Origin of the sequence: Diaminobutyricibacter sp. McL0608, from assembly GCF_039613825.1 — a bacterium.
Taxonomy (GTDB): domain Bacteria; phylum Actinomycetota; class Actinomycetes; order Actinomycetales; family Microbacteriaceae; genus Diaminobutyricibacter.
This window is the reverse complement of the sequence record NZ_CP154826.1, coordinates 3372941-3388565: the sequence shown is the minus strand read 5'-3', so window position 1 is coordinate 3388565 and position 15625 is coordinate 3372941. Positions and strand designations below refer to the sequence as shown.

General features: G+C 71.5%; 2 protein-coding genes. Both read left to right on the top strand.

The features are described from left to right. The first annotated feature begins 405 nt into the window (after positions 1-405). The gene (locus tag AAYO93_RS16150; RefSeq protein ID WP_345762184.1) at positions 406-14853 is read left to right on the top strand and encodes a beta strand repeat-containing protein; all 14448 of its coding nucleotides are present in this window, start codon (positions 406-408) and stop codon (positions 14851-14853) included. Next, a complete protein-coding gene (locus AAYO93_RS16145) occupies positions 14759-15616 on the top strand; it encodes a hypothetical protein (protein ID WP_345762183.1) in 858 nt (285 codons plus the stop codon). The genes AAYO93_RS16150 and AAYO93_RS16145 overlap by 95 nt, the downstream gene beginning before the upstream one ends. The last annotated feature ends 9 nt before the right edge of the window (positions 15617-15625 follow it).

Sequence of the window (15625 nt, the reverse complement as noted above, 5' to 3'; positions counted from 1 at the left end):
GCAGAGGCGCGAATTCCCCGGGTTTTCCGCGATTCTGCAGCATTTCGTACCAAAACAGCTGTATATGCAATTTGCTTGCGTGTGCCCCCCGAACAGGCCTAGGGTGCTTAGTTGTCAGTGGGAGGGGATTCTCACGAAACTGCTCCACCGACACCACACCAACTTCGTGCACACGGTTTCGGTCGCCTTCGGCGGCAGCGTTCGGTAGTTCGCGGGTACGTCCCTGACGGGTGCGGTACCTGCGCTGTTCGGCAGCATTGGGGGTGCGCAATGGCTTGGCCGGGTTCCGGACCAAGAGTCCACCAGACAAGCCCACATCGCGCCTCAAAACCGACCGCATCGCACCCCGACGACCTTCAGGCGGAGGCTCCGCTCGCACGACGCCACCACGCGCTCTGGGGCACCGTGGCTGTGGTCTCGGCCCTCGCCCTCGGAATCGCACAGGCCGTTGTCTTCGTGCCGGCGGTCGAGGCGTCGAGCCTGGCGAAACCGGCTGTCACCAGCACTGCTGCCGCCCCCGCGCTCGTGCCTGTGGCGGGGCCGCCGACGGTCATACCGAAGACGGTGCAGGTCACGACTCCCGTCAGGCAGCAGACCACCACGCGGACGACCACGATCGTGCGCAGGGTCGCGATCGACCCGCGCGTGCTCGCCGCGATTCTCGCTGCAGCGCAGGCGCAGCTCGCCCGGCAGGCTGCCGAACAGGCGGCCGCGGCGCGCGCGGCAGCCGCCCGGTCACAGGCTTCGCACGGCACCAACTGTGTCAGCTCATCCAACACCCCGAGCGCGACGCCGAGTCCGTCACCGACCACGACGAGCGGTTCCGGCACGGTCACGAGTTCGTCGAGCACGTCGACCTCGAGCAGCACGCTGACCTGCGGACCCGGAACGACGGGGCCCTCGCAGGTCGGAAGCACTCCGACGCCCACTCCGACTCCCACTCCGACACCGACACCCACTCCCACCCCGACGCCGACCCCCACTCCGAGTCCGTCGCCGACCCCGGACCCGACGCCCACCCCGACTCCGTCGCCCACGCCTGACCCGGCGACCTCGAACCAGGCAGACGCAGCACCGCACACTGTGACCATCGCGGGCGGACGGGGCGCCGGCCTCATGCAGGCGACCCTGACGATGCTTCCGGCCGATGATCCGACGCCGGCAGCGACACCCGACCCGGCCTCAACGGCCCCGGCAGCCGATCCCACTCCCGCAGCTCCGGCTCCCGACCCCGCACCTGCGCCGGCCCCCGACCCCGCCCCCGCGCCACCCCCGGACCCGGCCCAGTCGTCAGCTCCGGCGACACCGGCCGACCCTGGGCCCACCGCTTCGCCGACGTCGTCTCCTGCTGCCGGCCCGGCCACGGATTCGCCCAGCACAGCGACGACACCCGCGACGGACCCGAGCACCTCGACTTCCGCCGACCCAGCGACCGCGACCGCGAACCCGACTGCTCCGACCGCGGCAGCGCCGGCGTCACCCTCGTCGTGGACCTACACCCCGGGCACCGCCTCCGCGACCCACTCGATCACGGTCCGGATCGACGGGGCCGACCTGGTGATCGTCGACAACGGCGTCGAGACGCGACGGCCGATCGCATCCCTCCTCGGCCTCCAGGTGACGACGGTCGGCGGCCAGGTGGTCAGCCTCACCTTCGATACCTCGACCGGACCGATCTCGGTCCCGGTCTCGTTCGCCGGCAGCGGCGCCGACCTCTTGTCGGTGATCGGTGACCAGCTCCACTGGTCCGTCTCGGGAGCCGGATCCGGGTCGGTGACCGGAGGCGGGATCGCGGCACTCGACTACACCGGCGCGAGGACGATCTCCGCGACCGGCAGCGGCAACACGATCGTCGGCCCGTCGGCCGACACGGCCTGGTCGATTGACGGATCCGACGCGGGAACGGTCGCCGGCCAGCGGTTCACCGGTTTCGGCAACCTCCAGGGCTCAGCGGGCAACCGCGACACGTTCACCTTCCAGCACGGCGGGAGCATCAGCGGTCGGCTCGACGGAGGTGCGGGCGGCTTCGACACGCTCGTACTGAACGGTGCGGGCGGACACGTCACGAGCATCCCGAGCGGAAGCCAGTCGGGGACCATCACCTTCGAAGGCCACACCATCGGGTACTCGGGTCTCGAACCGATCACGGTGAACGGGTCGTCCGACCTCGTGGTCACCGGCACCACCCCCAACGACACCCTCCAGGTCGGCCCGGGCGCCGCAGGTCAGATCACGGTGAAGAGCCTCACCGGTGCGATGGAGACAGTCAGTTTCGCGGTCCCGACCGGTTCGCTGAAGATCATCGACACCGCGACCGGCGTGACGGTCGTGATCATCGGCGACTTGATCCTGGCCGGTGTCGACCTCGAGATCGACGCACCCACGATCATCGTGAACTCCGGTGTGACGATCGACACCCGCGGCGGAACCGGCGCTGGCACGGTGCTCCTCAACGCCCGCGACACCCAGACCGGTGGCTCGCCCGCGTCGGCGTCGGTCACGGTGAAGGGCGCGACCATCCACGCGAAGTCGATCGACCTCGAGGCGACGGCATCGCAGACGCCGGGCGCAGGCTCCATCCCCGGTGTGAACACCGTGAGCGCTTCATCGTCGGCGCAGGTCGCGGTCGTCGGATCCTCGCTCCTCGATGCGACCGGCGACGTGACTCTGCGCAGCTCGTCGTCCATGCAGGCGACCGTGAACTCGACAGGCACGGGCGCTTCGAGCGCCGTCGACGCAGCGGTCGCGACGGCTGACATCGACACCAGTGCGATCACGCACGTGTCCGACGACTCGACGATCTCGGCCCGCGGCGTACTGTACCTGATCGCGAAGAACGCGACGAACGTGACGACGACGGGCGACGGCACGGCGGCGACGGCGGGAGCGGGCATCGCGATCTCCCGGGTGACCACGAACACTGCGGCCTACATCGACAGCCACAGCAGCCGGGGTGTCGACGCGGGCAGCCTGGTCGTCGCGGCCGACTCCGACAGCACGGTCGTGAGCGTGGCGACGGCAAGCCCGGGCGGATCGACGCAGAACGATTCCTCGCCGAGCGTCAGCACGTCGACGGCGTCGCACCCCGGCGGCTACGCGAACGCACCGGGCGGAGTGATCGGCATCGCGGGCGCCCTCGCCTTCACGAGCCTTACCCAGAACACCACCGCATACATCGCGCCGGCGGGCGGCGGCCTCGTGATCGCCGTCTCGAACACGAGCGGCCCGACGGCGGGGACCGCCCCGGTCTCGGTCCATGCCGGATCGTCCGGCACGGCGACCAGCAGCGCGGACGGAAGCACCGTCGGCGGAAGCTCCGCCGGAGTCGGTACCGCGGTGGCCGTCACTTCAGCCGACGTGAACACGACGTCCTCTGTCGGCAACGTCACGCTCACGACTCCCAAGGTCACGGTGGATGCAGCAGCGCAGCAGCCGACGAACGGCAATGCGAACACCTTCGGAGCGACCTCTACCTCAGGGGCCGGCGGCGCGTCGAACGTCGGCGTCGCGGGTTCTCTCGCCGTCGATGTCGTCACACTGAACACGACCGCGAGCGTCGCGCCGGGCGGCGCCGTCTCGGTCGGGGGCGCGGATGTCGGGATCGCCGCGAACAGCAACAACTCCAGCGACGTCAAGGCCCTGCCCGGAAAGGTCGCCGGCCAGACTGCCGGGATCGGCGCCACGGTCGCACTGAACATCCTCAACGACTCCACGAGCGCTGGACTCCAGGACGGATCGGCGCTCTCCGGGGCACACGACCTGACACTCGCCTCGTCGGCCGTCGCGCCGGCGACGACGGAGGCGCACGGAGGCGTCTCCTCCCCGAACATCGCGATCGCCCCGGTCGTCGCGATCACGACCTCCAACGTGACGACCGCCGCGGTCGTCGGGACAGGCGCTCCGCTGGTCCTCACCGGAGCATTCATGGCGACAGCGAACGAGCGGGCGTCGGCGACGACGACGGCGACCGGTGAGGTCGATTCGGCGGGGGCGGCCGTCGGCATCGCGATCGCGCTCACCTTCGCCACCCATCTCGTGCAGGCGACGACGCACCGGGATATGACCGCCGCCGGCAACGCGTCTTTCACCGCGACCGGAGCCTCCTCGACAGCGACCACGGCCTCCGCTTCCGCCACCGGCGCTCCGGGCAGCGGCAGCCAGCCCACGCCGGGATCGCAGGTCACCGGCGCGAAGACCTTCGCGAACAACGCCGCCCCGACGACGGGCGGCGCGCTCCCCGGCGGCAGCGGCGGCAGCGGGTCGGCGCCCGCTCCGGAGCCCAGCACCCCGGCCGGCACGGTTTCGGCTGCTGCAGCGCTCGCGCTCACCGTGCACACCGCATCCGCCGACGCCTCGGTCGACGGCGTGACCATCACCGCCGGCGTCGTGAGCATGACGGCGACCCTCAACGACTCGGCCACCTCGACGGCGACCGGCTCACCCTCGACCCGCGCACCACCGGGTTCCACGACCATCGCTGCAGCAATCGCCATCACCGCGGCCGACGCATCCATCCGTGCGAACGTCGGGCCGCAGGCAACCATCCACGCGAAGGCTCTCACGCTCTCCGCAGGAGTGAACCCCACCAACGCAGCCGGGGTCGCAGACAGCACGGATCGTTTCACCACCACCTCGACGGCAGGAGCCGGCGGAGGTGGAAGTCTCGGAGTCGCAGGCTCGGTGGCCGTCTCTTCGGTCGCACTGTCGACATCCGCCGCCCTTCTCTCGGGCGCAGGCCACGCAGCCGCCGTGACGCTCACCGGCGGGACGGCCGACCTCTCGGCCACAGCGTCGTCGAACGTGTCGAGCACGACACAGGCCCTCATGTCCGACAGCGGTACGGGCACGCCCGCGACCGGCATCGGCGCCTCCTCGGCCGTCGGCATCGTCAACGACACGACGGATGCGTCGATCGGCGACGGCGCGGTCGTCACCGGGGCGCGCAACATCACCCTCGCGTCCACCGCCTCCGACGTCGCGAGCGCGACGGCCACCGGCGGGGCGTCCGCGAGCAACGTCGCCGTCGCCCCCTATGCAGCGGTGCTCATCGCGAACGTGACGACCACCGCACGCGTCGGCACCGACGCCCTTCTGACGCTGACCGGCGCCTTCAGCGCAGCCGCCACCCAGGTCGCGTCGGCATCGTCGGCCGCGAAGGGCGCGGTCGCGGGAGGCTCCGGTGCGATCGGGCTCGGACTGGCGCTCACCATCGCGAACGACACGGTCACCGCGACCGTCGCCCGTTCGATCACCGCCGCAGCGATCACGCTGGCCGCATCCGGTGCGAGCTCGTCGGCCGCAGCCTCGACCGCCTCCGCATCCGGCGCTCCGCAGAACCCGGCGGATTCCGGCCAGGGTCAGGGGGGAGGAGCAGCCGGGTCTGGCGTCGACGACCAGGTGACCGGTGCGCGCACGAATGCCGACTCCGTCGCTGCGTCGTCCGGTGCGCAAGGGTCGGGCTCCACCGCGGCCCCGAGCGCCTCGACCGCCGACGGCAAGATCAACGTCGCGGCAGCGGTCGCCGTCGTGGTCGCGACCACCGTGTCCCGGGCGACGGTGATCGGCGCCGGGCTGACGCTCACCGCATCCGGTGCGGTCACCCTGACCTCGTCGGCCAACACCGACGCCTCGAGTGCGGCCGACGGCGCGGCCGCCCACGGGGGAACAGCGACCATCGGTGCGGCCGTCGCGGTCACGCTGGTGAACGCGACCGACCAGGCGGTCCTGCCGGTCGGCGACACCATCAAGGCGAAGGCGCTCACCGTCTCCGCCAGTGTGACGAACACTGCGGGCGACCAGGTCTCGACAGACTCCGCCACCGCGACGAGCGGTGCGGGAGCGTCCGACGCGAAGCTCTCGGTCGCAGGGTCGTTCGCGCTCGTGGTCGCCAACCAGTCCACCCTCGCCCAGGTCGCAGGTGCCGTGACGCTCTCCGGCGGCGCCCTCTCGGTCGGCGCGACCTCGAACCTGGCCTCAGCGGCGAAGGCCGATCCCGCTGACGGCACCGGCGTCTCCGCGGGCAACGTCGGCATCGGAGCCTCGGTCGCCCTCGACCTGGTGACGGACACGACGACTGCGACCATCGCAGACGGGTCCGTCGTCACAGGAGCTGCCGGTGTCACGCTGAGCGCGACAGCGACGGACGCGGCGACGACCGAAGCGAAGATGGGCGCGGCCGGCGGCAAGGTGGCAGTGGTGCCCGCGGTTGCGGTGACCCTGTCCACGGTCGCGACAGCGGTACGGCTCGGCACAGCGGCGACGGCCCTGAGCCTCACCGGCGCACTCAGCGCGACCGCCGTGCAGACCGCGAGCGCATCATCCACTGCCGGAGCCACGGTGGTCGGTGCCGGAACTGCGGGCGTCGGCATCGGACTCGCCCTCGTGGTCGCGAACCACACCGTGACAGCGACGGCCGCCCGGTCGATCACTGCGACCGGCGCGATCACACTCTCGGCAGTCGGAACCAGCACGAGCGCCGCTGTCGCAAGCGCGTCCGCGGGCGGAGCCCCCGAGAACGGGGCGGCGGGATCCGGCACGGGCGGCGGTGGGGGAGCCGGGAATGGCGTCGACCAGCAGATGCAGTCGCAGCGCGACAATGCGGACACGACGAGCGCAGCGAACGGTGGTGCGTCATCCGGTTCGACCGCGACGCCGAGCGCGTCGACCTCCGACGGCAAGGTCAATGCGGCGGCCGCCGTCGCGATCGTCGTAGCAACGACCACCTCCCGTGCGACGCTCGAGAGCCCCGGCCTCACGCTGACCTCGGGCGGGCTGGTCACACTCGCGTCGTCGGCGAACACGGATGCGTCGACCACCGCCGACGGGACCGCTTCGCACGGAACGGATGCGACGATCGGTGCAGCTGTCGCGGTCACCCTCGCCGACGTCACCAACCAGGCCAGTCTTCCGTTGGGCGACACCGTCGCCGCGAAGGCGTTGACCATCGCGGCCACCGAGACGGTCAACGGAGCCGACACGACATCGACCTCCGGCGCGCAGGCCACCAGCGGTGCGGGCGGCGGCAAGATCTCGGTCGCCGGATCGGTCGCGCTCGCCGTCGTCAACCAGACGACCTCGGCGGCGCTCGCCGGAGCGGTTCACCTCACCGGCGGCGACCTGACTGTCGCGGCCGCGTCGAACGCGAGCAGCACGGTGAAGGCCGAGCCGTCGGCCGGCGGCGTCACAACGTCGAACCTCGGCGTCGGTGCCTCGGTCGCCCTCGCCATCGTGACCGACCGGACCATCGCCTCGATCGGTGACGGTGCCCCCGTGACCGGCGCGGCCAATGCCGTGGTGACGGCCACGGCGACGGACTCGGCCTCGACGGAAGCGAAGATGGGAGCATCCGGCGGCAAGGTCGACGTGGCACCCGCGGTCGCGGTGACCCTGTCGACAGTGACGACGGCGGTGCTCATCGGCTTCGCAGGGTCGGGCGGACTGTTGTCCGTCACCGGCTCGTTCACTGCGACGGCGATGCAGTCGGCGTCGGCGACATCGACGGCCGGCGCGGTCGTGGCGGGAGGCTCGACGGCCGCTGTCGGCATCGCTCTCGCGCTGACCATCGCCGGTGACTCCGTGAGTGCGACGACGGCCCGCTCGATCACCGCGGGTGCGGCCCTCAGCGTGACGGCGTCCGGGATCAGCTCCAGCGCCGCGGTGTCGAGTGCCAGCGCGTCCGGTGCGCCCGAGAACGGCGCTGCCGGCTCCGGCACGGGCGGCGGCGGGGGCGCCGGCGCCGGTGTCGATCAGCAGGTGAAAGCGCAACGCGACAACGCGGATGCGACGAGCGCGGCGAACGGTGGCGCCTCGTCCGGGTCGACGGCAAGCCCGAGTGCCTCGACTTCGGACGGAAAGGTCAACGCGGCAGCGGCCGTCGCGCTCGATCTCGCCACCGTCGCCGCGCTCGCTTCTGTCGTCGGCACCGGCGTGACCCTGACGGCCGGCGGCCTGGTGACGCTCGCGTCGTCGGCGAACACGGATGCGGCGTCGACGGCTGACGGCTCGGCCTCGCACGGCGCGACCGCGACGATCGGCGCGGCCATCGCCATCATCCTCGCCAACGTCACCAACCGGGCGATGCTGCCCGCCGGCGACACGGTCCACGCGAAATCGCTGACCATCTCGGCCATGGTGACCCCGAACGCGGCGGACACCGTCTCGACCTACGGCGCCCAGGCGACGAGCGGCGCCGGGGGCGGCAAGATCTCGGTCGCCGGTTCGCTCGGCCTCGCGATCGTGAACCAGACGACCACCGCCAGCAGCGCCGGCGCCGTGGCGCTGACCGGCGGGAACGCGACCATCGCCGCCGCCGGAAACGTCGCGAGCACGGTGAAGGCGGAGCCGACGGCGGGTGGCGTGACGTCGACGAGTGTCGGAGTGGGCGCATCCGTCGCGCTGAACCTGGTCACCGACACGACGACCGCGGCCCTCGAGAACGCTGCCACCCTGACCGGTGCGGCGAACATCGCCCTCAGCGCGACCTCGACGGATGCGGCGGTCACCGAGGCGAAGATGGGCGCGAGCGGCGGCAAGGTCGACATCGCCCCCGCGATCGCCGTCACCCTGTCGAACGTGACCACGAGCATGCGCGTCGGCACCGACGGGACGATGACCCTCACCGGCGCGTTCACCGGCACAGCGACGCAGAACGCGAGCGCTTCGTCGACCGCAGGTGCCGTCGTCTCCGGCGGTTCGACTGCCGCGGTCGGTGTGGGACTCGCGCTTGCCATCGCGAATCACACCGTCACCGCGACGACCGCGCGCAGCATTACTGCGGGAGGCGCGATCAGCCTCACGGCATCCGGCATCTCCGCCTCCGCGGCCACGGCCAGCGCCTCCGCATCGGGTGCCCCGGAGAACAGCACGAACGGGTCCGGCACCGGTGGCGGTGGCGGTGCGGGTGGCGGCGTCGACCAGCAGGTGCAGACGCAGCGCACGAACGCGGATGCGACGAGCGCAGCGAACGGTGGCGCATCCTCCGGCTCGACGACGACGCCGAGCGCGTCGACCTCTGACGGAAAGATCAACGTCGCGGCCGCGGTCGCCCTCGATCTGGCCACCACGGTCTCGCGGGCGACACTGGTCGGTACGGGCGTGACGCTCACCTCGGGCGGTCTCGTGACGCTTGCGTCGTCGGCGAACACGGATGCGGCGACGACCGCGGACGGCTCCGCCTCGCAGGGCGCGACGGCGACCATCGGTGCGGCGGTCGCGATCACTCTGGCGAACGTGACGAACCAGGCGATCCTCCCGGTGGGCGACTCGGTGCACGCGAAGGCGCTCGCCGTCTCCGCCACCGAGACGGCGAATGGCGCTGACACCACGTCGACCTACGGCGCCCAGGCGACCAGCGGTGCGGGCGGCGGCAAGATCTCGGTCGCCGGTTCCCTCGGCCTCGCGGTCGTGAACCAGACGACCCTGGCCGAGGTGGGGGGCGCGGTCGTCCTGACCGGCGGCGACGCGACGATCACGGCGGCGAGCGACGCAGCCAGCACGGTCAAGGCGGAGCCGACGGCCGGTGGTGTGACGTCGACGAGTGTCGGTGTCGGCGCATCCGTCGCACTGAACCTGGTCACCGACACGACGACTGCGATTCTCGACAACGCCGCGACCCTCACCGGAGCGGCGAACGTGACGCTCGGCGCGACGACGGCGGATGCGGCGGTCACCGAGGCGAAGATGGGCGCGAGCGGCGGCAAGGTCGACATCGCGCCGGCGATCGCGGTCACCCTGTCGAATGTGACCACGACGGCCCGCGCGGGTACTGACGGCACGCTCTCGCTTGCCGGTTCGTTCACCGGCTCCGCGACCCAGAACGCCAGCGCATCCTCGACCGCCGGTGCGGTCGTGTCCGGCGGGTCCACCGCGGCGGTCGGTGTCGGGCTGGCGCTGACGATCGCGAACCACGCGGTCAGCGCGACGACGGCGCGCAGCATCACCGCAGGCGGCAGCATCAGCCTGAAGGCGTCGGGCATGTCGGCCTCGGCCTCGACAGCCAGCGCATCCGCATCCGGGGCACCCGAGAACAGCACGAACGGCACCGGCACCGGTGGCGGGGGAGGCGCGGGCGGTGGCGTCGACCAGCAGGTGCAGACCCAGCGGACCAACGCGGATGCGACCAGCTCCGCGAACGGCGGCAAGACCTCCGGCTCGACCATGGCGCCCAGTGCGTCGACCTCGGACGGCAAGGTGAACGTCGCGGCCGCCGTCGCGCTCGACCTGGCAACCACGAGTTCCAAAGCGACCATCGAGGGGACCGGCGTCACGCTGACGGCCGGCGGTCTGGTGACGCTGGCCTCGAGCGCGAACACGGATGCGGCGACCAGCGCGGACGGTTCGGCCTCGCAGGGCGCGACCGCGACGATCGGCGCGGCGGTCGCGATCACGCTGGCGAACGTGACCAACCAGGCGCTTCTCCCGGCCGGCGACGCCGTGCACGCGAAGTCCCTCACCGTGTCGGCGACCGAGACGGTCAACGGAGCAGATGCGATCTCCACCTACGGCGCCCAGGCGACGAGCGGCGCGGGCGGCGGCAAGATCTCGGTCGCGGGTTCTCTCGGCCTCGCGGTCATCAACCAGACCACGACCGCCGAACTCGCCGGCACGGTCGTCCTGACCGGTGGGGATGCCTCGATCACGGCGGCGAGCAACGCGGCCAGCACGGTGAAGGCGGAGCCGACGGCGGGCGGCGTTACTTCCACGAGCGTCGGCGTCGGCGCATCGGTCGCCCTGAACCTGATCACCGACACGACCACCGCCACGCTCGACAACGGGATCAGCCTGACCGGCGCCCGCAACGTGAGTCTCAGCTCGACTGCCGGGGATGCGGCGATCACCGAGGCGAAGATGGGCGCCAGCGGCGGCAAGGTCGACATCGCTCCGGCGATCGCGGTCACCCTCTCGAACGTGACGACCACCGCCCGTGTCGGGACGCTCGGCGCCGGTCTCGGAATGACCGGTTCGTTCACCGGCACCGCGACCCAGAACGCCAGCGCGTCGTCGACGGCCGGTGCGGTGGTCGCCGGCGGGTCGACGGCGGCGGTCGGCGTCGGACTGGCGCTGACGATCGCGAACCACGCGGTCACCGCGACGACCGCTCGAAGCATCACGGCCGGAACGACCCTGTCGCTGAGCGCCTCGGGTGTCTCGGCTTCTGCGGCGACGGCCAGCGCCTCCGCGTCCGGAGCGCCCGAGAACAGCACGAACGGCGGCGGTTCCGGCGGTGGCGGCGGTTCCGGCGGCGGCGTCGATCAGCAGGTGCAGACGCAGCGCACGAACGCGGATGCGACGAGCTCGGCGAACGGCGGCAAGACCTCGGGCGCGACCACCGCGCCGAGTGCGTCGACCTCCGACGGCAAAGTGAACGTCGCGGCGGCGGTAGCGCTCGACCTGGCGACGACGAGTTCGAAGGCCACGGTCGAGGGGACCGGAGTCACGCTGACCGCCGGCGGACTCGTGACCCTCGCCTCGTCGGCAAACACGGATGCGGCGACCAGTGCAGACGGCTCGGCCTCGCAGGGTGCGACGGCGACCATCGGGGCGGCGGTCGCGATCACTCTGGCGAACGTGACGAACCAGGCGCTCCTGCCGGCCGGTGACGCTGTGCACGCGAAGGCGCTCACGGTGTCGGCGACCGAGACGGTCAACGGAGCAGATGCGATCTCCACTTACGGTGCCCAGGCGACGAGCGGCGCGGGCGGCGGCAAGATCTCGGTCGCGGGCTCGCTCGGACTCGCGGTGATCAACCAGACGACGACCGCGGAACTGGCCGGCGCCGTCGTCCTCAGCGGCGGTGACGCGACGATCTCGGCCACGAGCGACGCGGCGAGCACCGTCAAAGCCGAGCCGACAGCGGGCGGCGTGACGTCGACGAGTGTCGGAGTCGGTGCATCCGTCGCCCTGAACCTCATCACGGACACGACCACGGCGACCATCGACAACGGGGTCACGCTCACGGGCGCCGCGAATGTCACGCTGAGCGCAACGGCCGGGGACGCGGCGATCACCGAAGCGAAGATGGGCGCCAGCGGCGGCAAGGTCGACGTCGCACCCGCGATCGCGGTCACCCTCTCCAACGTGACCACGACGGTTCGTGCAGGCACGGATGGCACGATGTCGCTTACCGGCTCGTTCACCGGCACCGCGACCCAGAATGCCAGCGCGTCGTCGACGGCCGGTGCGGTCGTCTCCGGCGGGTCCACCGCTGCGGTCGGTGTCGGCCTCGCGCTCACGATCGCGAACCACGCGGTCAGCGCGACCACGGCCCGCAGCATCACCGCAGGCGGCGCAATCACGCTCACAGCGTCCGGCCTTTCAGCGTCGGCCGCGACAGCCAGCGCCAGCGCATCAGGCGCACCCGAGAACAGCACGAACGGATCCGGCACCGGTGGCGGCGGCGGCGCGGGCGGCGGTGTCGACCAGCAGGTCCAGACGCAGCGGACCAACGCCGACACGACGAGCTCCGCGAACGGCGGCAAGACCTCGGGCTCGACCACGGCGCCGAGCGCCTCGACTTCCGACGGCAAGGTCAACGTCGCCGCGGCGGTCGCTCTCGACCTCGCGACCACCTCCTCGAAGGCGACCATCGAAGGCACCGGAGTCGCCCTCACCGCGGTCGGGACCGTGACCCTGGCGTCATCGGCGAACACGGATGCGGCGACCAGCGCAGACGGCTCGGCCTCGCAGGGTGCGACCGCGACGATCGGGGCGGCAGTAGCGATCACCCTCGCCAACGTCACGAACCAGGCGCTCCTGCCGGCCGGTGACTCGGTGCACGCGAATGCACTCACCGTCTCAGCGACCGAGACGGTGAACGGCGCAGACGCGATCTCCACCTACGGAGCACAGGCGACGAGCGGCGCGGGCGGCGGCAAGATCTCGGTGGCCGGCTCGCTCGGGCTCGCGGTGATCAACCAGACCACGACCGCCGAACTCGCCGGACCGGTCGTCCTCACCGGCGGTAACGCCACGATCTCGGCCGCGAGCAACGCGGCCAGCACCGTGAAGGCGGAGCCGACGGCGGGTGGCGTGACGTCGACGAGTGTCGGTGTCGGAGCATCCGTCGCCCTGAACCTGATCACGGACACGACCACGGCCACCATCGACAACGGCATCACGCTCACGGGCGCCGCGAACGTCACGCTCAGCTCGAGGGCCGGGGATGCGGCGATCACCGAAGCGAAGATGGGCGCGAGCGGCGGCAAGGTCGACATCGCACCCGCGGTTGCGGTGACGCTCTCGAACGTGACCACAACGGCCCGCGTCGGCACGGACGGCGCGATGTCGCTGGCCGGAGCATTCATCGGCTCGGCGACGCAGAACGCCAGCGCGTCGTCGACGGCCGGCGCTGTCGTCTCCGGCGGATCGACCGCGGCAATCGGTGTGGGACTGGCACTGACGATCGCGAACCACGCGGTCAGCGCGACGACTGCCCGCAGCATCACGGCCGGCGGCGCGATCACACTCACGGCCTCGGGTCTCTCGGCCTCTGCGGCGACGGCCAGCGCCTCCGCTTCGGGAGCGCCGGAAAACAGCACGAACGGCTCCGGCACCGGTGGCGGGGGAGGCGCGGGCGGCGGTGTCGACCAGCAGGTGCAGACCCAGCGGACCAACGCGGATGCGACCAGCTCGGCCAACGGCGGCAAGACCTCCGGCTCGACCACGGCACCCAGCGCCTCGACCTCCGACGGCAAGGTCAACGTCGCCGCGGCCGTCGCGCTCGATCTGGCCACGACGTCGTCGAAGGCGACCATCGAGGGAAGCGGCGTCACGCTCACCTCGGGCGGTCTGGTCACCCTGGGCTCGAGCGCGAACACGGATGCCGCGACCAGCGCGGACGGTTCGGCCTCGCAGGGTGCGACCGCGACGATCGGGGCGGCCGTCGCGATCACCCTCGCGAACGTAACGAACCAGGCCCTCCTCCCGGCCGGCGACGTCGTGCACGCGAAGGCGCTCACCGCCTCGGCCACCGAGACGGTCAACGGCGCCGACGCCATCTCCACCTACGGAGCCCAGGCGACGAGCGGGGCCGGCGGCGGCAAGATCTCGGTGGCCGGATCGCTCGGCCTTGCCGTCATCAACCAGACCACGACTGCGGAGGTTGCCGGCACCGTGGTCCTCACCGGCGGCGACGCGAACATCATCGCCGCGAGCAACGCAGCCAGCACGGTCAAAGCAGAGCCGACGGCGGGTGGCGTGACCACCACGAACGTCGGTGTCGGAGCGTCCGTCGCTCTCAACCTGATCACCGACACGACGGCGGCGACCCTCGACGACGGGATCAGCCTCACCGGTGCCGCGAACGTCACACTCAGCTCGACAGCCGGGGATGCGGCGATCACCGAAGCGAAGATGGGCGCGACCGGCGGAAAGGTCGACATCGCCCCCGCCGTCGCTGTGACACTCTCGAACGTCACCACCACGGCACGCGTCGGCACGCTCGGAGGAGGACTCGCCCTGACCGGCGCATTCCTCGCCACGGCCACCCAGAACGCCAGCGCGTCGTCGACGGCGGGCGCCGTCGTGGCAGGCGGGTCCACCGCGGCGATCGGTGTCGGGCTCGCGCTGACGATCGCGAACCACGCGGTCAGCGCGACGACGGCTCGCAGCATCACGGCGGGCGGCGCGATCACACTGAAGGCGTCCGGTCTCGGCCTCTGCGGCGACGGCCAGCGCCTCCGCCTCAGGTGCGCCCGAGAACAGCACGAACGGCTCCGGCACGGGCGGTGGAGGTGGCGCAGGTGGTGGCGTCGACCAGCAGGTGCAGACGCAGCGGACCAACGCGGATGCGACCAGCGCCGCGAACGGCGGCAAGACCTCCGGCTCGACCACGGCGCCGAGCGCCTCGACCTCTGACGGCAAGGTCAACGTCGCGGCAGCGGTCGCGCTCGACTTGGCCACGACGTCGTCGAAGGCGACGATCGAAGGCACGGGTATCACGCTCACATCCGGTGGCCTGGTCACCCTCGCCTCGAGCGCGAACACGGATGCCGCGACCAGCGCAGACGGTTCGGCCTCGCACGGTGCGACGGCGACCATCGGGGCGGCCGTCGCGATCACCCTCGCGAACGTGACGAACCAGGCGCTCCTGCCGGCCGGCGACACCATCCACGCCAAGTCCCTCACCGTCTCGGCCACCGAAACGGTGAACGGCGCCGACGCGATCTCCACCTACGGAGCCCAGGCGACCAGCGGCGCCGGTGGCGGCAAGATCTCGGTGGCCGGATCGCTCGGCCTCGCGGTGATCAACCAGACCACGACCGCCGAACTCGCCGGAGCGGTCGTCCTCACCGGCGGCGACGCCACGATCACGGCGGCGAGCAACGCAGCCAGCACAGTCAAAGCCGAGCCGACGGCAGGTGGCGTGACCACCACGAACGTCGGTGTCGGAGCATCCGTCGCCCTCAACCTGATCACCGACACGACATCCGCGACCATCGACGACGGCGTCACACTGACAGGCGCCGGGAACATCAGCCTCGCCGCCACCGCCGGGGATGCGGCGATCACCGAAGCGAAGATGGAGCGAGCGGTGGCAAGGTCGACATCGCACCCGCCGTCGCGGTCACGCTCTCGAATGTCACCACGACGGCGCGCGCCGGGACCGACGGTCTCCTGACTCTCGCCG